We start from the raw sequence: 23191 nt of genomic DNA on the forward strand, positions 1-23191 counted from the left end.
CCGCGCCTTGGCGCAAGGAAATCAGAACCCCGGAAGCGTCGCAGTACGCGCATCGCCGGACTGCGGCGGCATCGCATGCTCATGTTCGAGCAGCCAGCGCTTTCTATGCAGTCCCCATGCATAACCCTTGAGCTCGCCGTTGCTGGCGATCACACGATGACACGGCACAACGATCGCAATCGGATTCGCACCGTTGGCCGCGCCGATGTCGATCGCCGCACGCGGATCGTCAAGGCCCAGTTCCCTCGCGAGCTTGCCGTACGTGGTCGTGGTGCCGGCCGGAATAGCGCGCAGCGCGGCCCAGACCCGGCGTTGCAGTTCGGAACCGGCGGCCGCCGTCGGCAGATGATCGAGCGCATTCAGGTCGCCCGCGAAATATCGGCTTATCGCGTCGGCGATCGAGGCAGGCGCGGGGGCTTCAGTCAATTCGACGCTGACGTCATGCTCGCGCAGGCCGCGACGCTGACGCGCGCGATGATCGGCGAAATCGAGCGCGCGGATGTTGTGCCGCGTGTCGGTGACGAGCAGAATCTCGCCGAGCGGTGACGTTAGATGGCTTAGAAACAGTGGCATGATCTCGATCCGCATGGGTTGAGGCGATCCGGAAGGCTTCAATGGAGGCACTTATTGAACGCTTGCCGTGTCCGCACACTGTAGTTGCGCGGCCGGCGCGAAGCACGCCGACTCTTGCTCTGTCATTCGATGGGACCATTGCGCAATCAGCCACGAACCTGAAGTCAACGACCGTATTGGCACAACCGGCGTCATGCGAGACAATCGCGTCGGTTTATCGACAACTGACGCAAGGGGCCTGCCATGATGGTGTTGATCTTGGGGTTAGTGATATTCCTCGGCTTGCATTCAATCCGGATCTTCGCGGAAGACTGGCGCGAGGCCCGTATCGCACGCATCGGCGAAAAACGCTGGAAGGGCACGTATTCGATCGTGTCCGTCATCGGGCTGGTGCTGATTATCTGGGGATACGCGATGGCGCGGCGCGAGCCCGTCGTGCTCTGGTCGCCGCCGGTATGGGCGCCGCATCTCGCGGCGCTTTTCACGCTGCTGGCATTTATCCTGTTTCCGGCCGCGCATATGCGGGGCAATCACTTCAAGTCTCTGCTCAAGCATCCGATGGTGATCGGTGTCGCGCTATGGGCGTTCGCGCATCTGGTCGCCAACGGAACGTTGAACGCCGTGGTGCTGTTCGGCGCGTTCCTCGTCTGGGCGATCGTCGATTACGCGGCCGCGCGACGGCGCGATCGTGCCCAGCAGATTGTCTATCCCGACGGCACGCTGTCGCGCGACGTGATGGCGATAGTGGCCGGCGCCATCGCGTGGTTCGTGTTCGCGTTCTTTCTACACGGATGGTTGATCGGGGTGAAGCCGCTCGGCTAAAAGACGCACGCGCTCGCAATCCGGCGGCCCTTAAAATCAGATCGCGATGAAAAGCGCGTTATTGAGCGCATGCAGCAATATGGGCATCGCGAGCCCTCTGGTTTTCCTGACCAGCCATCCCGCCACCAGCGCCAGAAAGAACAGATAGACGAACTTGCTGTTGTCGTGATGCATGGACGCGAAGATGCCGGCCTGGATCAGGTTGGACCAGCCGAAGCTCAGATGCCGCGATAGGCCGCCGAGCAGGCAACCGCGAAACACAAGCTCTTCGAGCACCGGCACGATCAGGCAGAAAATCGCGATCGCAAGCGGCAGCCCGCCGATCGATTTCGCGCCGTGTTCGAGCGAATCCACCAGCGACACGCCCACGTGCGGTGACGCGTTCGCATGCATCAACGCCGCCAGCCGCAGGATACCGACGCCCAGCATCGCGGCTGGCGGCAGCAGCCAGGCCCGCTTCCACGGGCCACGTCCCCACCAGCCGCGCCATGTGATGCGCTTCGCGACCCACACGAGTCCGACGGCGGAAAAGAACAGGCTCCAAAGGTAGGTGATCAGGAAACGGCGTTCCCAGCCGGTTTGCCCGACCCGATCGACCGTGGGCTCGAGGACGGCCGTGCCGGAACGAAACGCCATGACGAGCGTGAGCACCGCGGTGAACAACCCGAGTGCATACCACGCGTGCCTGAGCCCGATCTGCGCGAAGAGCGGCGTCGACGGTTTGCCTTTGCGCGCGCGCACCACACCGCGGTAATGCACGACGAACATCAGCATGCCCGGCGAACCCACGATCAGACCTGCATAGAGAAGAAAGCCGATCGCGACGGGTAGCAGATCGGGCCGCAGCGCCATACGCGGACTGAGAAACAGCAGATGCGCATAGGCCGAGGTCAGTTGCATCGAGTTGTGTGTGCGCGAATACTGGTCGGCGATGACGTCGGCCGCGGCCTTTGCATCGCGCGCATCGAGCGCCACGTCGAGACGCAACTGCCGCAGCGCCGGGCTCTGGCTGTTGAGCGGCGTTTTGTCGGTCGACAGAGCTGCTTGCGCGGCGAGCGAGTCTCCCATGCGCTGCAGCACGCGGGCGCGCGTATAAGCGGCGATCTTCAGATTGGCCTGCTCCGCCCGACGCAATTCGGCGCGTGCGGCGGCGGGCGATAGCGCATCGACCGCGATGTTGATTCGCGCGACCTCTTGCCACGCGTTCTTGGGTAGCGGCGACGCCGCGAGCAATGCGGTCGCTTCCGGTGTTTTCCCCTTCTTCGCGAGATAGCGCACCGCGTCGACCAGCCGGTCGCTTGCGGGGTCGAGATGGATGGCGAGCACGGCTTCTTCGCCAGCGCGTGTGTCGTTCTTTTGCAGCGCATACGCACGCGAGAGCGCCGCATGCAGCCGGGCCCGCTGCGCGCTTGTCCAACCCGCCGATTGCGCGACGAGCGGCTCGCCGTAGCTTGTCGCGTCCTTGCCGTATCGATGGTCGAGGTTGAAGAGCAAGGCTTCGGCGTTCGACGGGAACTGCTTTTCCAACTGAGCCCGACACGCGTCGAGATCGTGCGACGCATCGTCGATCCATGCGAGATCTTCCGACCATGTGAATCGCTGGATGAAATTGCAGCGCGCGAGTGCCAGCGTCACATCATCGGGCCGCTGCTGCTGTGCCGCGCTGTATGCGCCGAGCATCTTTTCATATGCGGCTTTTTGATCGTTGGAGACCAGCCCGGATGCACGCTCAGCGGAGATCAGGATGTCGTACGTGGGCGCGTTGTCGTCGGCAGCGGAAGTCTGGGAGAAGGTCCATGCGGCCAAGGCGGTCAGTGCCGCAACGAACCACGCTTGACGGTGCGTCCGCCGGTGGGATGTGAACACGATTGGGTCTCTTCACGATGTTGTTCTGGATATGCACATCGTTTTTACGGCAGTCGGGCGACGAAACTTGAGGCGCGAGCAGACAGGGTTTTGCCTGTCTGTCCGGGATGAGCACTGTCGAATGCGATGCGATAACGGGCGTAATACGCGGACGGCCTCGAGTAGCGTGATGCCGCCGCCTCGGCCGTATGGGGCACGGCTTGGGCTGAATCGTTTCAACAGTCACAACAGGTAACACGTGTAAATGCATACGAAACCTGGCAGTGCAGCCCGAGCACTAGACTTGAATCACCTCTTCCAGTTGGCGGGACAAGCCGATGACACGACTACTCCTCTCCCTCGCACTGATCAGCGGCCTGTGCGGCTGCGTGGTCGCCCAGCCGTACGGCTACGGCTACGGCCCCGCGCCTGCCTACTACGCACCGGGCTACTACTACGGGCCGCCGGTAAGCATCGGCATAGGCGGGAACTTTCATATTCATTAACGTAAAGCCGCGGTGTGTCGCGGCTTTGACATTCATCGCGCGCAGGGTCGTGACTGGTATGGCGGAAGCAATAGTGTTTTCAATGTTTGCAACTCGACGCCGGCCTGTCCGGTGCGGATACTTTGTCCATCGCAGCGAGCGCCGCTCCATGATGGCGCAACATGCGGAATTCACAAAGATTCTGGAGGGTTTGCAAAATGGACGAACGTAAGCGCGAAAGCATGATCGCTTATCTGCGTCGCCGCATGGCGAAAGTGGGTATCAAGATGGCCGACGTTGCGGCCGCACTCGCGGAAGACCGCATGGGGCAGAAGTTGGTCCGCTATCGCAACGCGTTTGGCGACACGTGGGACGGCAAAGGCGCGATGCCGCAGTGGCTCGTGCAGGCCACGAGCGCCGGACAAACGTTGGAGCATTTCGCGGTCGCGGCTGCGGCAAAGAAGCCGGCTACGCAACGCCGCCCGGCCGTCGACTGGAGTCAGGACCCGTTTGCCGGCTCGCGGTTGGCGAGCGGTTCACGCGCTTAATGCGCAAGTAATGCGCTAATAAAGCGCGGGTTAGGCGCCGCCAGCTTTATCGTCGTATGTTGTGTCGGAATCGGCGTGCATCGTGGGCGCTCACGCGCACTTACGGTTGGCCATCTGCACGATGCCGCACGGGCGCCGCCAGTCTTTTGCTTCCGTCATTGCCGCATGACGGTGCGCATGACACCCGGTCGGGCGGGCCGAGGCCCCGTCACCCGTCCCATCCCGTTCCTTCCCGAAGTCACCCCGAGCGAGCCAGCATCCGGTCAGCCGCCACCGAGCAGCTTCGATCTAAGCGTCTTCGCGCGCGTTTCCGGATCGAACCAGATGCCGAAGAACGCTCGTGCAAAGTCGAGGTCCGCGATCGTCGCGGTCGCTTCACCGTTTGCATAGAAACGCACGCCCGTTCCGGGCAAAAACACGCCGCATAGCCAGTCCCCAGGCTCGACATCGACGAAAGCGCGCAGCATGTCGTCGCGCCAGCGCGCAACGAGTGCGTCCGGTAAGGGCGTCGGCGCGAGACGCTTCATTTCATTCAGGCCGAGCGTCGTGAGGCGCTCTCGCGTGGCGGAGGTCGCGTACGTCAGTTGCAGCGCGAAGCGCGCATCGTAATTGACCGGCAGATGCGTGCTCCACAATTGGGCATCGTAGAGGTGAAGGCCGAGGAAGCGATACTCGCCCGAGCCCGACAGTTGAGCGGCCGGGACTTCGGCGTGGCAATCCTGTGCGGCTAGCGCGGAACGCGGAGACAGCGCACACAACGCGACCGCGAATCCGGTCGCGAGCGCAACACGCCGGGTGAAGAGCCTGAATGAATCACGCCGCGGCAGGTCGGACGTGGTCGCGACGGCTTTCTGTTCGCTGCTGGAGGCGAGAGAAGTGTCGGCGGTATAGCGGTAAATCGGTTTCACTATTCGGAGATTCCGTGTCATCGCCTGAACGGCTCGCTCGATACGCCCCAGTGCGGACACGATGGCCGTGTTCGGGTCCATCGCGCGCAACAGGCAATCGCAGCGGCGGAGGCAGGCTGGCAGAAGCATTCCGTTCGACGGGCGGAGCCCATGCGAACAAACGAGGCCGAGAGCTAAATGCAGGATTTTAACGGTTGCGCGTAAGCTGCTGTAGGGGAAAATCACGGATGGCGCGCTGTGCATGTGCGCCAGCACACGATGTCAATGAGGCGGCCCCAGCCACGCTGCGCGACCTTGAACGGTGCCGCAGCCGGTTTTTCGGCGCGAAGCAGCCGGCATGCGCGGGCCAGATTCACCCGCGCGGACCGTCGCCGGATGTATGGAAATTGCAACATGTTGCGCGCGAAACAGACGCTGTCCGGCTTTTCGAATTCATGTCTTTTTCGTGCGAAGCCGTAAGCATTGACGCGACAAAGAGCTTCGCCTGAGAACGCCGGACAAGCGTCTCACGTGAACATGCAGCGCGTGAAGCAATATGGGCGTCAGCTGCTTGACGCGCTACTGCGACCTGCGCGGGCCCTACCCCTTCTTCACCACCTCAACGGTGGCGACGAGGCCCGTCTTCTGGCGAATGCGCTCGGCTGCATCATCCATCGCCTTGCGCACGTCTTCCTCGGTGACTTCACCCGACTTCAGTTCGTCGCCGCGGCCGAAGCGTCCGGACTGATTGGTCAGCACCCAGTGATCGCCTACGTATCTGAGCTCGCCGCCAATGTACGCGAAGCCTGCGTGACCCGATGCCTGGCCCGTTTGCGAGAACCAGGCTGCCAGCGTCGGGTGGCCGCCGCTGCCGTCGCGAATGCTGCCGACTTCCGCATAGTATTTTGCCTCGGCTTCGTAGTGCGCTTTCATCTCGTCGAGCATCTTCTTCACGCTCGGGTCGAACGCCTCCGGGTACTTCCACGGTTCCTCGACGCCAATGATGATGTGGCCGTCATCGCGCATGACCCACAGAAACGTCACGCTCCGGTGCGGGACGAATTCCTGCGGATCGTTCTCGATGTCGATCCAGACCGGGTTGATCATCGTCAGCTCGCTGGGCTTCACGCGAGCCGGCAGCTTCGGGTAGAGCGGCATGATAGGACTCCCTGTGTCGGGCACGGCCGCGGCGCGGCCGTAATGGATGAACCCGCACCATCGGGCGATGGGCGGGGCTTTTTCATCCTATGGCCGCAGGGAAGTTGTTCGCTGACGGTTTCTGATACGCAGAAAACCCGCGCTACAGATCGATGACGATATCGCCGGCTGGCTGCGAGCAGCACACCAGCAGGTTTCCTTCAGCCGGTTGATCGAGCGGTTCCGGTCCGTACGCGACCTGCCCCGACACCAGCCCGCTTTCGCAGTTGTGGCAGACGCCCGTGCGGCACGACCAGCGAACCGGCACATCGCACGCTTCGGCGAGTTCGAGAATGCTCGGATAGACCGCCGCATTCCAATGCGCGCTAATGCCGCTGCGCGCGAACGAGACCAGCGGGCCCGTCTTTGCGTCGTCTGCCGGCGGATGCGGTGCGCGCGCCGCGACATTGGCGATGCCTGGCGTCATCGATTCGCCGCCGTTGAAAATTTCCGCGTGAATCCGTCCGGCTGCGACGCCGAATGCGGCGAGCGTCTCTTTCATCTCCGCCATGAAGCGGTTGGGTCCGCATAGATAGAAATCCGCATCGCGAGGTACGCCGGCTTGATCGAGGACCGCGCGCGACAAACGGCCCACCGCGTCGAAATCCGCGCCGCTGCGATCGTTCGCGCCCGGCTTGCTGTAACAGACACAGCTGCGGCCGTGCGCCAGCGCGAGCATGAGACGCCGTGCTTCGTCGGCGAACGCATGGTGCGCCCTGTCGCGCGCGCCATGGAGCCACCAGATGTTGCGCGCCGAGCGCGCCGCCGACAGCGCGTGCAGCATCGCCAGCACAGGCGTAGCGCCGATCCCCGCACTTACCAGCACCACCGGCGCATGACCCGGTTGCAGCACGAAGCTGCCGCGTGGTGCGCTCACATCGAGCGTATCGCCGACCCGAATCCGCTTGTGCAGCCAGGTGCCCGCCGCGCCGTCCGGTTCGAGCTTGACGCTGATCCGGTAACGCTCCGTCGACAGCGCACCGGAGAGCGAGTAGCTGCGAAAGAACGGCGATCCGCCGTCAGCGCGAGGCAAACGCAGCGCCACATACTGACCGGGCAGCGCCATCGGCAACGGCTCGCCGTCGGCGCTTTCGAGCGTCAACGACAACACGTCTGCGGACTCCCGATCGAGCGCTGCGATCCTGAGCGAGCGGAAGCCCGGCGCAACCGGGTGTGCGGCGACTGAGGGCGCGAGTCCCGCGTTGCCGCTCGTCGCACCGCTGGCCTCGTCGCGCAGCAACGCTTCGAAAGACCAGCGCCATCCGGGCGACAGCGCGCCGATGCGCAGCGCACATTCCAGCCGGTCGCGCGGATGATGCGAGGAATACAGAAGCGCGTTGATTTCGGCGACGCTCATTCGCTCCTCGGCCTCGCCGACCTTGACGATTTCATCGCCGGCGCCGACGTCGCCTTCCTGGAGCACGCGAAGATAGAACCCCGGCCGCCCGCTCGACGTGAGCAGCGCGGGCATGCGCGGTTCGTTGGTCCGGATGCCGACGCGATAGCAGGTCACCCGCGGCTGCGTCACTTCGAATACCGCGTCGCCGATTCGATAGCGGTCGCCGATGCAGACGTCGGAATCGGGCAAACCTTCGATCGTGAAGTTTTCGCCGAAGTGTCCGTGCTCGAAGTCGTCGCGCTTCAGTTGCGCCTGCCAGTGCCGATACGATTCGATCTGATAGACAAACACCGCGCGCTGTTCGCCGCCGTGGCCGCCGAGATCGCCCTGGCCGTCACCCGCGAGATTCAGGCGGCCGGCCCAGCAGCGGCCGCGCACCGGACGTTTCCAGATCGCGGTGTACACGGTGCGACCGCGCCACTCGATGTCGCGCGGCAAGCCGACATTCACCGATAGTAGTCGAGCCATGCTTCGTCTCTCCTCAACTGCGCGTCTGCACTGTCGATGTCGCGCCGCGTGCCGTCGCCGGCGCGGCTCGTTACTGCCGAAGGCCGCTCACGGCCGCTCACGGCCGGTTACGGTCCTGCGCTTCATGAACCGTGAGTTCACGATCGACGCCATGCGGAATGACCGTCTGCCCGGGTTCGAGATGCAACGGCCTGTCATCGAGATGGACCGCGACGATATCCGGCTCGAACGACACGAAGTTCGCGACGCGACTGACTTCGGGATAGGTCTCCGGATAGCTCCACGCGGCAAGCCGCGCGTCATCGATATCGTAGTAATGGCAGATGCCTTTGTACGGACAGAAGGTCCGGTGTTCGACGGGCGTGAGGGCGGCAGCGTCGACGTCCGTGCGCGGCACGTACCAGCGCGGCGCGAAGCCGGACTCGTAAAGCGCGAGCGGCCGCGTGGTCTCGGCGATCACACGATCGCGATGACGCACCACCAGGCGGCGCGACGTCTGACGAATATCGATGCGGTGATACGGGTCCGCCGCGTGGCCGACAATCCGTTCGTCTTCCTCATAGAATGCATCCATCGCTCGCCACGCAAACGCGATGCGATCTTTCAGTTCGTTCGCGTGCGCGGGCAGGTCGGTATGCTGCCACGCGCCGCGTTGCGCGACATGCTCGCCTGCGCGCACCGCGAACCAGCCGGTCGCGCCGAGATCCTGATGGCGGGTTGTATGCTCGAGGCGTTCCAGCACACCGGCAGCAATATCGGTTTGCGGGAAGTAGGCGACCGGATAACGGGCCGGTTCGAAAAGCAGGACGACGTTCTCGCTATCGGCAATCCACTGTCCACCGAAGTGCACCCGCATGCGCCGGCGCAGCGGCTCGGCATAGAGCAGGCGCTTGGGCAATGGGTCCGGAAGCAGAAAACGGCCGATCGCGCCGGCCGACAGCGGGCCTTGTTGCCATGAGAGTCCCATTACATTTCTCCTTGGAGTTGATCGATGGTGTTTGCCTGCTATGCCCGTGCCATGTGTGCCGGACTGCCGCTCGCGCGGTGCGATGCGGTGCCTGGCGTTAAGAGCGATGCGCGGGCGTCATGGGTCGTATGAGCGACCGGGCCGCGCGCGGCGATTTCGGCAGACAATGGTGCGCGCCGCGCTGGCAAACGAATGAGATCAAGTGTCGCCGAATCCTGACGTTCATGCATTGTGTGTATGCATGGACGCGTCGCGAAATGCGTGGGGGACGTTTATCCGTTCTCGTGCGAATCGCGACATTCGATGTCGATGCGGCGATTCCGGCAGACCAAAGGACAGCAAAGAAAGCGACTGACATGGACCGGCAACGACCGGTGCATGCTTGTCACTCGCGATCAACATGCATCGCGGAACGAACGCTTGACCTGCGAGCAATACCATCGCCGTAGCCAAAAAAGCAGAGCACGACCGGTGAGTCCAAACCGTGCCTATGTGACAAACCTCATCAATTCGCGTTAATCTGAATGTCGGTCGTGTATGCGTTGTGCCGAAGGCCGGCGCGCTGCTCGCTCGCAAAACAGGCGCCTATTCATTCAGTTCAGGACCACAATGACCCCGCTAAGAATCGACTTTATCTCCGATATCGCATGCCCATGGTGCGCGGTCGGCCTTGCATCGCTGCAACTTGCGCTGTCCCGTCTTGGCGACGAAGTGGATGCCGAATGGGTGATGCATCCATTCGAACTGAATCCGCAAATGGGCCCGCAAGGCGAGGCGATTGTCGATTACCTCGGGAAAAAGTATGGGCGCACACCCGGGCAGATCGCACAGACGCAGGCGTTGATCCGCGAGCGCGGTGCGAGCGTCGGCTTTGCGTTCGGCGAACGCAAGTTTGTCTATAACACCTTCGATGCGCACCGCCTGCTGCAATGGGCCGGCGCGAAGGGCCAGCAATTGCCGCTCGAGATGGCGTTGATGCGCGCGTATCACGGCGAAGGCGAGGACGTCAGTGCTCACGACGTATTGATCGAAGCCGCGCAATCCGTCGGACTGGATGCGCACGAAGCCCGCCAGGTGCTGCAAGGTAATGACTATGCGGACGAGGTTCGAGCAGACGAACGCGAAACCGCGGCTTTGGGCATTCACTCGGTGCCGGCGATCATCTTCAACCAGCGTTATCTCGTGAGCGGCGGACAGCCCGCCGAAGCGTTCGAAGATGCGATCCGGCAGATTCTTGCCGAAGCGCCTGAAGCGTAAAACACGAAATGCAAAACGCCGCGCGCGCCGTTGCAGTGACGGTATGGCTGGCACGCCGATACCGCGAATTTCATTTCATGTTGACGCGTGATTGACGCCGCTAAAGCACCATGTCAAAGTGCCGTCCAATGTCCCCGTTATAGTTGATCCGGCTTAATCGAATCCGCTCATTCAACCATGTTCCAGGCCACGCGCACGTCGATCGAAACCACCGCAGCCTTGCAGGCTGCCGGTCGCACGCGCGCGCTGCTTATCCAGCTTGCTCCGCCGATGGCGCCCCCGGTCGTGATGACCGGGGGGGCGGTGTCGGCTGCGTGCCCTCCGCCGCCGGTCGCATTCGTCCAGGACTGATTCGGTCCACCCGGCGGTTTCCGCGTTTCATTCAATGATTTTGATTGTCACGGATGCGTTTGCATCCGCGCGGAAACCTGTTCGCTTTTTTCGACAGGTTATCAACATCATGTCTTTATCCAGAACGAGCTGGGCCGCGTACGGCTCGACGACGCTTTTCGTATTGCTCTGGAGTAGCGGCGCAATCTTCACGTCAGCGGGGCTGGCTCATGCATCGGCGCTGGCGTTTCTCGTGATGCGCTTCGCGCTTGCGTCGCTGGTCATGCTGGGCATCGGCGCATGGCGGCGGCAGTGGTTGCCGGCGCGCGGCACACGCGTTCAGGCTGGCGTTGCAGGTGTGCTGATGGTCGGCGGCTATTCGATCAGCTATTTCATGGCGCTCGCGCATGGCGTCAATCCGGGCGTGATGGGCGTCGTGCTCGGCGTGCAGCCGATCCTCACGCTGCTCATGCTCGAGCGGCGTTTTTCGCTGCGTCGTGCACTCGGCCTCACGGCCGCGTTGTGCGGGCTGGTGCTGGTGTTATATGGAAGCATAGCCGGCGCCGGCGTGATGACAGCCGGTACCGCATTCGCGGTCGGCGCACTGCTTTGCATCACGTTCGGCGCAATCCTGCAGAAGCGGATACAGCAGGCGCCGGCCGATGTGCTGCCGCTGCAATACGGCATCGCACTGCTGATGTGCGTCGCGTGCGCGCCGTTCGAACCCTTCACGTTCGAATGGCGCGCCGCTTATCTGTTGCCGCTTCTGTGGCTCGCGCTGGGCATTTCAGTTGTCGCGCAACTGCTGTTGTACAGGCTGATCCGGCATGGCAACCTCGTCAATATCACGAGCCTGTTCTATCTGGTGCCGGTCGTCACCGCCGGGATGGACTATATGTTTCTCGGGCATGCGCTGTCGTGGCCAGGCATCGCGGGAATGGCGGCGATTCTTGTCGGGCTCGCCACCGTTTTCGCGGCGTCCGGTAAGCAGGTCGCATGAAGCGGTGCAGCAGGCGTTCATTCGGCAGCTAAGGGGTGTGCGCAGACCGGCTTCGCAAAGCCGTCTGCGTGCGCCAACCTGGTGCCCGTGCTTCGCACGCTAAACGATTACCGCGAATAGGGCGGTTAGTTGACAGGCCGCTGGATTTTCAAAGCGGCCGCGCCTATAACTTGAGAAAAAGAACAAACCGGCTTCCCAATAAGACTTCAATATCGGCGTCTGGCACGTGCGTCAATAATTGCAATCGGCTCAGTCATCACGCACGCGCCGTCTTTCATCGCGCTTTCGCGCTCCGCCGCCTGCGGAGCGCCTTTCGAGCCTCGCCGTGACGGGCTCTTTTCCTGCAATCGGCCAGCGGTAGCTAAAGTCGATACGAACGGCTTTCGGTATCTGTTCTTTCCACTCACGCGATTTGCTTCGAATTCCTTATTGGGTTCGGGTGGATTGCATTTCGAATGCAGGTGAACAAAATGAAAGTTTCTTTTGCTCCAGTGTTGGTGGTCGCCACGCTCTCCGTTATGCCGGGTGTTGCCTCTTCGCAGACATCGCAGTCGCCGCCCAATGCCGATCCGCAAATGTCGCAAAGTACGAGCGCGTCGCCGCCGGCAATGACCGAGCCTTCGATGAACCGCTACGACTACGATGCGACTGGAACCCAGCCGGGTGGATCGAGTGGAAGCGGGCGAGGCAGAGACGGCGGCCGTTGTGTCGTCGGGTTGTCGTGCGATATCTATCGGGGCAGTTGAACCTCGCGATAGTGCGCGCGCACACAACCATGCGCCGTCGGCGAGGGGTCAGCCGGACTCACCCAGGTCGGGCGGCGGTGGCTGCCCAACCTCGCTGGAATGATTGCCGCCGCGCCGCATTCTGCGTTGCCGCACGGTGGAGTCCCAATAGTCGGACTACTTTAGGGTATACATTGATTAATCGACCAAAGTCGGTGATATAGCATCTTCCGCAGTTGTCCAGGAGCACACGCATGCACGTGGTTTGTAAGGCGTATTGATATTCGGCTCCGGCTCTTTCCTGGCCTGCGCCGTCATACACAGCAATTCAATAACGAAGAGACTGGAGGATGACATGGCCGATAAGCCGGAACGCGATGGGGAAGACGTGCAGGAAATGCGCCGTGGATTATTGCAAGGCGCGGGGCTCGGCGCCGCGCTGGCGCTGCTAGGCGGCGCAATCACGCCGGCCCAGGCCGCGGAAGGGGCGCCGTTTCCGAATCACAAGCGCTGGAAAATCGTATTCGTGAACCACGTCACGACGAACCCGTTCTTCGTGCCGACGCAATACGGCATTCAGGATTCCACCGCTTTGCTCGGCATGGACTATCAGTGGACCGGTTCCGCCAACGCCGATATCGGTGAAATGGTGAACGCGGTGAACGCCGCGGTGGCCGGCAAGGCCGACGCGATCGCGGTGCCGATCGTCGATCCGAAAGCATTCGAAAAGCCGATTCAGGCGGCGCTCGACGCCGGTATTCCCGTGTTTGCGTATAACGCGGATGCGCCGCAGGGTTCGAGCAATCCGCGCCTCGCGTATATCGGCCAGGACCTGTACCTGTCCGGCTATCAGATGGGCGAGCGCATTGCGAGCCTGATCGACAGCGGTCTGGTCGCGCTCTTTATCGCCACGCCGGGTCAGCTGAATATTCAGCCGCGGCTCGATGGCGCGGCGGCGGCGATCAAGAAGTCCGGCAAAAAGATCGATGTGCAGACGATCGCCACCGGTGCGACGGTCAACGAAGAACTGTCGAAGATCAAGTCGTTCTACCTCGGCCACCAGGATCTCAAAGGCATGTTCGCGGTCGACGCCGGCAGCACGCAGGGCGTGGCCGAAGTGATGAAGGAGAACAGCCTGCCGGCCAAGGGTGTGCACGGCGGCGGCTTCGACCTGCTGCCGCGCACGGTGCAACTGATTCACGACGGCTTCCTCGATTTCACGATCGATCAGCAGCCTTACGTGCAAGGCTTCTATACCGTGGTCGAGGCGTTTGTCTTCCTCGCGTCCGGCGGACTCGTCGGGCCGGCCAATATCAACTCCGGCCTGAAGTTCGTCACCAAGGGATCGGTCGACCCGTACCTCACGACGTCGACGCGTTATGAAGGCAAGAGCACGAAGCCGCAAATCGTGCCGCGCACCGGAGCGATCAAAGGGTGACGTCTTCTGTGACGGATCAGCAAAAGTCTCGCGAGCGGCCACGGCGGCAGTCGTGGTCGTTCGTGCGTTCGAGCGAACTGCGCATTCTGCTCGTGGCGCTCATTCTGTGTGCATACTTCGAGATCGCCAACCACGACTTTCTGCTGACGAGCGCGAGTCTGCAGAATCTGTCGCAATTCATCGCGCCGGCCGCGATTATCGCGTTCGGCGAAATCATGCTGATGATCGGCGGCGAGATCGATCTCTCCGCCGGGATGGTGTTTGCGTTTGCGCCGTTCATCATGCATTTCGCGCTCGAAGCGGGTTTTCCGATCGGCCTCGCGATTCTGGCCGGACTCGCGGCGGCGGGCGTGGTCGGTTTTATCAACGGCGCCGTGACGGTGTATCTGCGCATTCCGTCCTTTGTCACGACGCTCGGCACGCTGTTCTTCGTCAACGGCTTCACGTTGACCATTTCGCAGGGCACGCCGGTTCCGGCGCCTGAGAACACGCTCTTCGCGGAATTCATGGGCGGGTGGGGCTACAGCGAAATCATCTGGGCAGTGGCGCTCGCGCTCATCATGCATGTGGTGCTGCGGCATACGCGTTGGGGCCTGCATACCGTCGCGTCGGGCGCGAATCCGCTGGGCGCGAGCGAGGCGGGGATTCGCATCAAGCGTCTGAAGCTCGGCAACTTCATTCTTGCCGCAGTGCTCGCGGGCCTGACCGGCATTCTCGAAGGCTTTCGCATTGCGTCGATCGATCCGCAAGCGGGCGGCAATCAGATCATGTTTCTCGCGGTCGCCGCGGGCGTGATCGGCGGCACACCGCTTGCCGGCGGCTCGGGCACGATCATCGGCGGGTTGATCGGCGCCGCTGTGCTGGGCATTCTGAGCGACGGGTTCACGCTGATCGGCATCAACGCGTTCACGTTCAATATGATTCTCGGCGCCGCGATTCTCGCCGCGATGATCTTCAATATTCATATCGCGCGGCTGGCACGCAAAGGAGAGTCGTGATGTCCGACGTGCCGGTGGAAACGCTCGCGCTGCGCGGCGACGATATCGTCAAACGCTTCGGCGCGGTGACCGCGCTCGATGGCGTGTCGCTCACGCTGAGGAAGGGCGAGATTCTCGGCATTCTCGGCGATAACGGCGCGGGCAAGTCGACGCTGATCAAGATTCTCACCGGGTTTCATCAGCAGACGAGCGGCAAGCTGTTTATCGACGGCGTCGAAACGATGCTCCGCTCGGTCGATCACGCACGCGCGCTGGGCGTCGAGTGCGTGTATCAGGACCTCGCACTCGCGAATTCGCTGAGCATCTATCACAACATGTTCCTGAACCGGGAAATCATTCGCCGTCCGTTCCCGTTTCTGAACAACCGTGCAATGCGCACGCGCGCGGCGCAGGTGCTCGACGAGATCGGCGTGCATGTGCCGTCGGTCGATCTGCCGGTCGAGCAATTGTCGGGTGGTCAAAGACAGGCGATCGCGGTGGCGCGCGCGGTGCATTCGAATGCGAAAATCCTGCTGCTCGACGAACCGCTCGCGGCGATGGGTGCGCGCGAGGCCGGCTTGATCATCGATCTGATCTTGCGCCTGAAAGCGAAGGGCGATCTGTCGATCATCATGATCATGCACAACTATGCGCAGACGCTCGATATTGCCGACCGCGTGATGCTGATGCAACGCGGCCGCGTGACCTATCAACGCGAAGCCGCGAGCACCTCGGTCGCAGAGCTGATGGATATCGTGCGACGCGAATATCGCGCGATGCGCACGGCGTCCTGAGCGCGCCGCGGCGTTTGCTCCCTTCATTCGTTTTCTGAATCGTCGGCATCCCTTGCCGTTTTTTTTCGAGCCGCATTTCGCGCTTGATGGGCGGACACGTCGGCTATCATGAATGAATCGATGGCAATGGCTGTGGCCACAGGTTCAGATATGACGAAAGTAGGAAAGACGCTCATCGCAGCGCTGGTCGTGGCGGACTTAGGGTTTGTTTTTTACATCATGTCCCCGCAAGGCGACCATTCAGCAGGAAAAAGTGACGCCGCATCGGATGGCTCGGTAAAAATGATGGCGCCGCTTTATACAGGCAAGGGTAGCGATCCGCAGGTTGCCGCGGGAACGGTGGCGAGCGACATGCCGGGTTCATCCACGCTGCCGTCCGCAACCAGCACCGGCAGTATCGATGCCGCGCCGCCGCGGCCGGTTGCGGTGCCCAATGTGCTCGCGCAGGCTCCCGCCGCGGCGGCTGCGGCGAGTGCGGCTAAAGAGCAGAAAACCGTGACGGTGCGTCCGCAACCGGTCCGTACCGTCGACGTCGCGAATAATCCGAAGCCAGTCAGCACGAACACCAGTCGATCTGCGCGTGGCGACCGCACGGGTGACGACGGACGTTCGAGCGCCGGTTCGAATCCGGTCGCGGCGGCGATGACGGAAGCGCTCGTCAGGCAGTCTGCCCAGCTCGATCCTTCGCTGCCGCCTCCCGATATGTCGAAGTCCGTATCGATGCACGACGTGTCGGATACCGCATCGCGCGGCGGTTCGAACCCCGTTGCGGCGGCGATGACCGAACAGCTGGTTCGCGAATCCAGCAGAATCAACTCGCCGGCTCACACGCCGGGACAACCGGGCGCTCAATAGACACGGTCTTCTGTAAAGCGCCGGTTGTCACATTTCATTCATCGATGAGCGCCATTGCGCGCGGCACCGACGCGACCATCGGATCACCTGTTCGCGCGCCCATGCGTTCACGCATGCAGCGCGAGCTTCTGCACGCGCCAGTTCAGCAGCTCCGCGACATAAAGCACGTTCTCCGACGGACACGCCATCTCGTGAATCCAGCCGAACTGTTTCAGCTGTTTGCCTGACTCGCCGAGCACGCCGAGCAACTGGCCGTCGAGCGTCAGTTTGTAGATACGTCCCGGAAACGCGTCGGCGCTGTAGAGCACCTGGTTCGGGCCGGGAGAAATGCAGATGGCCCAGGGCGACCCGGGTGCAAACGTGCCGGCCGCAATTTCCGCTTCGCCTGGGATATTACCGATCGCGGGGCGCGCACCGGACGGCACCGGCACATCAATCGTGATTTGACGCAAAAAGTTGCCATCGGTGTCAAACACCTGGATGCGCCGGTTGCTGCGGTCCGCGACATAGATGCGGTTGTTCGCGTCGACCGCGATGCTGTGCGGCGTATGAAACTGGCCCGGCCCGGCGCCGCGATCGCCCCATGACTTCAACCAGTTGCCGTTGCGGTCCACCTTCGCGACGCGTGAGTTGATATAGCCGTCGCTGATGTACGTGTTATCGGACGTGTCCCATGCAACATCCGTCACCTGGCGGAACCGCCCCGGTTCCGAAGGCAGCGGCGGATTCGGATGCTTGAGCGGCGCGGTATCTTCATCGGACGCTTCCTGCTTGCGTCCGAACACCATCGCGACGCGCCCTTCAGGGGTGAACTTGATCACCATATCCGAGCCCTTGTCGGTCACCCAGATATTGTCGTGCCGGTCGATCTTGACCGTATGCGCAAACGACCACGCATACAGGTTGTGGCCGATCTCGCGCACGAACTTGCCGTTCGGTGCGAATTCGAGCAGTTGCGCGGCCGCTGCGCCATACGCGGGCCCAATGGAATTGCCGCGCGACAGTACGAACACGTGACCATGCGAATTGACCGCGACACCCGAACATTCGCCGAAGTAGACGTTCTCCGGCAGCCTGAGCGGATCGGCAATTGAATCGTAAGCAATCGACGGGGCGGTTTGCGCGTTCGCGAATCCCGGCGCGGCGGCGAGCGCGGCCGCCGCGGTCAGGAATTGCCGGCGCGTGAAGCCGCGTTGAGAAGGATCGGAACAGCATGGACAGAACAGCGTGTGTTGCGGTCGCATCGAACGTTCCCCTCGTCAAGGAATGGCCGCCCGATAGTTGCAACTTTCGTTGTCCTGGTCAATCCTGTTAAACGAGAACTTAAGCAGGACGTCCCGCGTTTTACGCGGCATGCATAGGCCATGCGTGACAGTGTTGTCGAAGTAGACGCCAAGCCGTGTCGCAGCCGATTACCACACCGGTCGCGAAGCGGTTTCTTTGAGCAGGTTCAATCTCATGCGCGCAAGCTGACGGGGTAGACGGAAACTAGAACGTCACCGTCGTTTTCACGCCGATCACAAACTCGTTGCCGATGCGTTGAGCCGGATTCTCCGGATCGGGTATGCCGCCCGATGGCCGGAAGAAATACTGCGCATCGCCCTGCAATTGCCACCATGGCGCGATCTGATACTGGTAAGTCGCTTCGATTACCGTCTCCGCACTGCGCGACGGAAAGCCCGGTGTGGTTTGCGCGGTCGCGCTGGCGAGATCGCGCGCATGCGAACCGATACGCGCATAGCCAACCGCGAGGCCCGCGACATCGTTGTCGCGTCCGCTGAATGGCGCCTTGAGCGTCACCCCGGCGTTCGCGCCGACGTCGATCAGATTGCGGTCGCCCGGCGCGCCCATCAGTTGGACGAACACGCCGACCGATCGCGGACCGCCGCCGCCTTCTCGCCAGACCATCTGATCGGCGATCGCATAGACGCTCCAGTTGCCGTGGTGACTTTGCGGCGTGCCGCTGCTCGCGGGGCTCGCCAGCGACACGCCGTTGCTCGCCAGCCCCTGATCGTCGAACGACTGCGTGTCGTACCAGAAGCCGAGCTTCCAGGTACCGGGCAAGCCCGCGCTTTGCGCGTCGTCCGGATTCGCCGGCGGCGGATTGAATGCGTACTGCAACTCGCCGATAAAAAGCGCGCCGTCGCGCAGGCTGAAGTTCGTGCCGTGTGCGTTGAGCTGCTGCGGGTCGCCGCTGCCATTGCCGGCCGGATTGCCGCCGAATACGCCCGCGAGCACCGTGACCGCGGGCGACGGTGTCGCCCGTATGCGCACGCCCGGCGACGCGAGCGGGTACGACGGGCCGCCTGCCGGCAAATCGGTCGACGGCAGCGCGGACCAGCCGAACGTCGCGTTCATGAAGGTGCTTGCGTACTCGCTCGTCATGAATTCCTGATCGACGCTTTGCTCGCCGACCTTGATATCGACACGACCGCCCGCCAGCGCTTGCTGATACCAGAGTTCCCATAGCCGCGTCGTCGCGTCGGCCTCGATCCCGCTCGCGAACTGCAACGTTTGCAGATTGCGTGTGCTCAGACTGGTGCCGTGGATCTGCAAACCGGACACGTTGAACGTGCCGCCCGCGAGACCGAACGCCTTTTGCGTATCGACACCGACGCTGAACTCGGTGAGCCCGCCGTACGCACCGCCGCGTGCGGTGCCGCCGGACAGGTTGTTCAGATACTCGCTGGTTTCCTGCAGGCCGAATGTCACGCCGTAGCGGTCGAGCCACGGACGCAGGCCGCCGATATCGCCGAATAGCGTCGCGCGATTCCACAGTCCGGCCGGCGCCTGGGATGATGCCTGGCCGGAGTCGGGCGCCGCTTGCGTTATCGGACCTTGGTCGTTCGTTTGCGCGATCGCTTGCGCGGTGCTAAAGGCCGAAAAAACCAGAATGGCCGAACAGGCCAATGGCATCGCCATGTCGGCCATACGCGCGACCTTTGGCGGCTGCATCGCCGGCCCGCGCGGTTTCGCTCGCGCGTGCGGCCGCGGCACGCCAGTCGTTTTCACGGCCGTATGTGCAGCCGTATCCGGCGGGTGGGCGGAGCGCAGCGCATTCGCGCAGCGCGTGAGGATGGGACGAACCAGCATAAACACCTCTGTCCTGCTTGCGCGCGATGCACAGGCGACGTATCGAGACGCGACAGTTTGCGCATGCCTCATGTGCAAACCGCCAGACAAAGTGAGCGGGCGGAACGCGGACCGGCATGGTCGGTCCGTGAGAAGCGCGCTAACCCCGAAACGCGGGCCAGCGGCTAAGGTATGACCTGTTGCGGCTAGCTCGCAGTGATATTGCCAGCTTTAGCCGGCATCGGACTTCCACAATGGGAGCAAGTGTCCACCGAGGGACTCCTTTCGTTGAGACGGGCGGATTTTATTCACGGTTTCCGGAATGCCGCAAGCAAAAAATTCGTTAATGTGTTTGCCGGCCGCCACGCTGCGGACGGGCCTTAAGAACACGCCCTAAGAGGCCTTAAGGGCCGCTGCACAAGCGCGGCGGCGCTGCGCAATCGAAAGCTTTGAAAAGTTGAGTGGCGTGGCAGACACTGATTTGCGAATGAGGTTGACTCGATAATGCGTCGCTGATTAAAATCCGCGAGTCTTCACAAAAGGGGCCGTCATTGGACTCCAGCAGTAGTCGATCTCCGTACAGTTTCTCTGTCTGAACGACAGGACGTCCGCGCTTCCCTTCCAGCCGCCGTTCTGCCGTCAGGCAGGCGGTGCGCGTCTAAGCAATATCCCGTGCACCTCGTGAGTCGATCCGGCCGCCGCCGCATCCGCGCGTCCGGATGACTGGCGTTGCGAATTCGCGTTCGCGGCGCTGCGTATTCGCATCCGCTTCATGCGCGCATCGCTTGCCATTGCGATGCCGCGCCTGATCCGGCCATCATCCTGTTTTCAACAGTAAGGATATCGAAATGCCCGATAGTGACAGTTACCCGATACGCCCATTCACTTTCCGTTTGTGTCTGGCCGAAGCGATCCGGTAGACGTCCACCTCAGCGAAGTGAGGTGACGTCCCTCCGCTAGCGTGCTTCGGCATGTCGCGTCCAATGGACGCCTGGAGAAGCCTCATGAACTTCGCTCTTCTGTTGCCTCAACTGTCCCACATCCTCGCGTCGCACGACCATTTCGACGCGATGCCCGCGTCGCGGCCGAGCTTGCTGCATCGGCTGATCGCGTTCTGGCGGCGCCTGAAAGCCGGCGATCGCTGATAGCGGCGGCTTGTCCGTCATGCCGCGCGCGGCGCGTCGCGCGCGCGGCTGTGCCGCCGCCTCGAGGCGGCGGCGCGCCCCGAACGCTTTTCCTTGTTCCGCAAAAACATTTTGCAGGCGGCCCGTGAGCGGCCGCGCCTGATGCGGCGGAACACCGATTGGCCCGATGAAAAAAACAGTGTCCGGTGACGTGCACGATGAACTTCAAATTCCAATCGAACCCGACTGTCCATGCATCGGTCTCGCGCGTGATGCCGAACCGCTGGGACTTCGTCGCTTTCCCGCTGATCTTCTGCGCGATTGCGATGGCGGCAAGCGGCCTGCATCAGACGCTCGCGCCGATGTCGACGCTGCAGGACCACGCCATTTCGCTCGACCCGGCGAATCTGCCTGACTACGCGCTGCGCACCACGCTGCGCATGCTCGCGGCGATGGCCGCATCGCTTGTCTTTACGCTGACGTATGGCACGCTCGCCGCAAAAAGCCGGCGCGCGGGACAGGTGCTGGTGCCGATCCTCGACATCCTGCAGTCGGTGCCGGTACTCGGCTATATCTCCTTTACGGTCACCTTCTTTCTTGCGCTGTTCCCAGGGCGCGTGCTCGGCGCGGAGCTCGCGACGATCTTCGCGATCTTCACGAGCCAGGCCTGGAACATGACGTTCAGCTTCTACCAGTCGCTGCGCACGGTGCCGCGCGACCTCTCCGAAGTTTCGCGCGGCTTTCATCTGACCGGCTGGCAGCGGTTCTGGAAGCTCGAAGTGCCGTTCTCGATGCCGGGCCTTATCTGGAACATGATGATGTCGATGTCCGGCGGCTGGTTCTTCGTCGTCGCGTCCGAAGCGATTACGGTCGGCAACAACACGATCGTGCTGCCCGGCGTCGGCGCGTATCTCGCGCAGGCCATCGCGTACAAGAACCTCGCGGCGGTCGGCTGGGCCATTCTCGCGATGACGGTCGTGATACTCGCATACGACCAGTTGCTGTTCCGTCCGCTCGTCGCATGGGCCGACAAGTTCCGCATGGAGACAACAAGCGCGGGCCGGCAGCCGCAGTCGTGGCTGCTCGACATGATTCGCAGCACGCGGCTGATTCACCGCTGGCTCGTGCCGGCCGGCGCGGTGTTTGCCCATACCGCGCGCTGGCCGCTGCGCATGCCGCCGTTGCGCCCGGCCGGCGCGAGCGCCGCGCGCCGCGACACGAAGCGCGCCGGCGATCTCGTCTGGTCGGTCGCGGTGTGCGTCGTCGCGGTGTACGCGATGTTTCGCGTGGTCGCCTATGTGCGCACCGGCGTCACGCTGGGCGACGTCGGCCACGTGTTCACGCTTGGCTCGATCACGTTGTTCCGCGTGATCGTGCTGATCGCGATCTCATCGCTGATCTGGGTGCCGCTCGGCGTGCTGATCGGACTGCGGCCCGCGCTGGCGGAAAAGATCCAGCCGCTCGCGCAGTTTCTTGCCGCGTTCCCCGCGAACCTGCTGTTCCCGGTATTCGTGATCGTCATCGTGCGCTTTCATCTGAACGCGGATATCTGGCTGTCGCCGCTGCTGGTGCTCGGCACGCAGTGGTACATCCTGTTTAACGTGATCGCGGGCGCCAGCGCCTATCCGAACGACTATCGCGAAGCGGCCAGGAATTTCCGCATTCGCGGCTGGCAATGGTGGCGCCGGGTGATGCTGCCGGGTGTTTTTCCGTACTACGTGACCGGCGCGATTACCGCATCGGGTGGCGCGTGGAATGCGAGCATCGTCGCCGAGTTCGTGCAGTGGGGCGATACGACAGTCGCCGCGCACGGTCTTGGTGCGTATATCGCGCAGACCACCGCCGCCGGCGATTTTCCAAAGATCGTGCTTGGTATTGCCGTTATGTCGTTGTACGTCACGCTATTCAACCGCGCGCTGTGGCGCCCGCTGTATGCCTATGCCGAGTCGCGACTGCGGCTCGATTGACGGAGGTTCCCATGTCGAATCCTGAAGTGCTATCGAAAGACCCGATCCGCGACGTGCCGCGGGCCGACAACATCGGCAATGCCGACCATGCCGGCAATATCGGCATGACTGGCAACATGCGGCACGCCGGCGACGAGGTGTTGTGCGTGCAAGACGTCCGCCACGGTTTCAACAAGGCACAGGGCGAACAACTGGTGCTCGACGGTGTGAACCTGTCGCTGCGCGAAGGCGAGATCGTCGGCCTGCTGGGCCGCTCGGGCTCGGGCAAGTCGACGCTGTTGCGCATCATCGCCGGGCTGATCGAGCCGACCGACGGCGAAGTCACGTATATGGGCAAGCCGCTTGCGGGGCCGGCCGAAGGCGTCGCGATGGTGTTCCAGACGTTCGCGCTGTTTCCGTGGCTCACGGTGCTGCAGAACGTCGAAGCCGGACTCGAGGCGCAGGGCGTGCCGGCCCGCGAG

20 protein-coding genes are annotated in these 23191 nt (G+C 62.6%); 12 read left to right on the forward strand and 8 right to left on the reverse strand.

Annotated elements, in window-relative coordinates; translation table 11 throughout:
* Nucleotides 1–21: 21 nt before the first annotated feature.
* Complete coding sequence (locus tag HV675_RS26480) at nucleotides 22–573, reverse strand: methylated-DNA--[protein]-cysteine S-methyltransferase (RefSeq protein ID WP_175114417.1); 552 nt, start codon at nucleotides 571–573, stop codon at nucleotides 22–24.
* Nucleotides 574–816: 243 nt separating this feature from the next.
* Between HV675_RS26480 and HV675_RS26485 the strand changes: the two genes are divergently transcribed.
* Nucleotides 817–1395 (forward strand): NnrU family protein, encoded by a 579-nt coding sequence (locus HV675_RS26485; RefSeq protein WP_175114418.1) that lies wholly within the window; start codon nucleotides 817–819, stop codon nucleotides 1393–1395.
* A 36-nt stretch (nucleotides 1396–1431) separates the two neighbouring features.
* On the opposite strand, the gene HV675_RS26490 is transcribed toward HV675_RS26485, so the two are convergent.
* Complete coding sequence (locus HV675_RS26490) at nucleotides 1432–3261, reverse strand: CPBP family intramembrane glutamic endopeptidase (protein WP_246270557.1); 1830 nt, start codon at nucleotides 3259–3261, stop codon at nucleotides 1432–1434.
* A gap of 317 nt (nucleotides 3262–3578) precedes the next feature.
* On the opposite strand from HV675_RS26490, the gene HV675_RS26495 reads away from it, so the two are divergent.
* Together HV675_RS26495 and HV675_RS26500 are read left to right on the forward strand one after the other, a co-directional pair.
* Nucleotides 3579–3746 (forward strand): hypothetical protein, encoded by a 168-nt coding sequence (locus tag HV675_RS26495; RefSeq protein WP_175114419.1) that lies wholly within the window; start codon nucleotides 3579–3581, stop codon nucleotides 3744–3746.
* Nucleotides 3747–3943: 197 nt separating this feature from the next.
* Nucleotides 3944–4273 carry an H-NS family nucleoid-associated regulatory protein gene (locus tag HV675_RS26500; protein ID WP_175114420.1) on the forward strand — a complete coding sequence of 110 codons (330 nt, stop codon included), beginning with the start codon at nucleotides 3944–3946 and terminating at the stop codon, nucleotides 4271–4273.
* A 263-nt stretch (nucleotides 4274–4536) separates the two neighbouring features.
* Here the strand turns inward: HV675_RS26500 and HV675_RS26505 are convergent, their stop codons facing one another.
* The 4 genes from HV675_RS26505 to HV675_RS26520 form a co-directional block, all read right to left on the reverse strand.
* Nucleotides 4537–5181 carry a chalcone isomerase family protein gene (locus HV675_RS26505; protein ID WP_246270558.1) on the reverse strand — a complete coding sequence of 215 codons (645 nt, stop codon included), beginning with the start codon at nucleotides 5179–5181 and terminating at the stop codon, nucleotides 4537–4539.
* A 579-nt stretch (nucleotides 5182–5760) separates the two neighbouring features.
* Nucleotides 5761–6318 carry a hypothetical protein gene (locus tag HV675_RS26510; protein ID WP_175114422.1) on the reverse strand — a complete coding sequence of 186 codons (558 nt, stop codon included), beginning with the start codon at nucleotides 6316–6318 and terminating at the stop codon, nucleotides 5761–5763.
* A gap of 142 nt (nucleotides 6319–6460) precedes the next feature.
* Nucleotides 6461–8224, reverse strand: coding sequence for an MOSC and FAD-binding oxidoreductase domain-containing protein (locus tag HV675_RS26515; protein WP_175114423.1), 1764 nt, complete (start codon nucleotides 8222–8224; stop codon nucleotides 6461–6463).
* A 97-nt stretch (nucleotides 8225–8321) separates the two neighbouring features.
* Nucleotides 8322–9191 carry a DUF427 domain-containing protein gene (locus HV675_RS26520; protein ID WP_175114424.1) on the reverse strand — a complete coding sequence of 290 codons (870 nt, stop codon included), beginning with the start codon at nucleotides 9189–9191 and terminating at the stop codon, nucleotides 8322–8324.
* Between the two features lie 609 nt (nucleotides 9192–9800).
* On the opposite strand from HV675_RS26520, the gene HV675_RS26525 reads away from it, so the two are divergent.
* The 6 genes from HV675_RS26525 to HV675_RS26550 all read left to right on the forward strand — a co-directional run bounded on the left by HV675_RS26525 (nucleotide 9801) and on the right by HV675_RS26550 (nucleotide 16567).
* Entirely contained in the window at nucleotides 9801–10448 is a 648-nt protein-coding gene (locus HV675_RS26525) for a DsbA family oxidoreductase (RefSeq protein WP_175114425.1), read from the forward strand.
* Nucleotides 10449–10908: 460 nt separating this feature from the next.
* Nucleotides 10909–11778 (forward strand): DMT family transporter, encoded by an 870-nt coding sequence (locus HV675_RS26530; RefSeq protein WP_175114426.1) that lies wholly within the window; start codon nucleotides 10909–10911, stop codon nucleotides 11776–11778.
* Between the two features lie 1080 nt (nucleotides 11779–12858).
* Nucleotides 12859–13941, forward strand: coding sequence for a sugar ABC transporter substrate-binding protein (locus tag HV675_RS26535; RefSeq protein WP_175114427.1), 1083 nt, complete (start codon nucleotides 12859–12861; stop codon nucleotides 13939–13941).
* Complete coding sequence (locus HV675_RS26540; RefSeq protein WP_175114428.1) at nucleotides 13938–14939, forward strand: ABC transporter permease; 1002 nt, start codon at nucleotides 13938–13940, stop codon at nucleotides 14937–14939. The genes HV675_RS26535 and HV675_RS26540 overlap by 4 nt, the downstream gene beginning before the upstream one ends.
* The gene (locus HV675_RS26545) at nucleotides 14939–15712 is read left to right on the forward strand and encodes an ATP-binding cassette domain-containing protein (RefSeq protein WP_175114429.1); all 774 of its coding nucleotides are present in this window, start codon (nucleotides 14939–14941) and stop codon (nucleotides 15710–15712) included. The genes HV675_RS26540 and HV675_RS26545 overlap by 1 nt, the downstream gene beginning before the upstream one ends.
* A 150-nt stretch (nucleotides 15713–15862) precedes the next feature.
* Nucleotides 15863–16567 carry a hypothetical protein gene (locus tag HV675_RS26550; protein WP_175114430.1) on the forward strand — a complete coding sequence of 235 codons (705 nt, stop codon included), beginning with the start codon at nucleotides 15863–15865 and terminating at the stop codon, nucleotides 16565–16567.
* 107 nt (nucleotides 16568–16674) lie between these two features.
* Here HV675_RS26550 and HV675_RS26555 read toward each other — a convergent pair whose 3' ends face one another.
* On the reverse strand, nucleotides 16675–17811 hold the full coding sequence (locus tag HV675_RS26555; RefSeq protein WP_175114431.1) for a peptidyl-alpha-hydroxyglycine alpha-amidating lyase family protein: 1137 nt from the start codon (nucleotides 17809–17811) through the stop codon (nucleotides 16675–16677).
* 244 nt (nucleotides 17812–18055) lie between these two features.
* Nucleotides 18056–19522 carry a carbohydrate porin gene (locus tag HV675_RS26560; protein WP_175114439.1) on the reverse strand — a complete coding sequence of 489 codons (1467 nt, stop codon included), beginning with the start codon at nucleotides 19520–19522 and terminating at the stop codon, nucleotides 18056–18058.
* A 1121-nt stretch (nucleotides 19523–20643) separates the two neighbouring features.
* Between HV675_RS26560 and HV675_RS26565 the strand changes: the two genes are divergently transcribed.
* The 3 genes from HV675_RS26565 to HV675_RS26575 all read left to right on the forward strand — a co-directional run.
* Entirely contained in the window at nucleotides 20644–20784 is a 141-nt protein-coding gene (locus HV675_RS26565) for a hypothetical protein (RefSeq protein ID WP_175114432.1), read from the forward strand.
* A 197-nt stretch (nucleotides 20785–20981) separates the two neighbouring features.
* Complete coding sequence (locus tag HV675_RS26570) at nucleotides 20982–22730, forward strand: ABC transporter permease (RefSeq protein WP_175114433.1); 1749 nt, start codon at nucleotides 20982–20984, stop codon at nucleotides 22728–22730.
* A gap of 104 nt (nucleotides 22731–22834) precedes the next feature.
* The coding region (locus HV675_RS26575; RefSeq protein WP_175114440.1) for an ATP-binding cassette domain-containing protein at nucleotides 22835–23191 on the forward strand (357 nt) is incomplete at its 3' end.

The sequence above is a fragment of the Paraburkholderia solisilvae genome, from assembly GCF_902859875.1.
GTDB classification, from domain to species: Bacteria; Pseudomonadota; Gammaproteobacteria; order Burkholderiales; family Burkholderiaceae; genus Paraburkholderia; species Paraburkholderia solisilvae.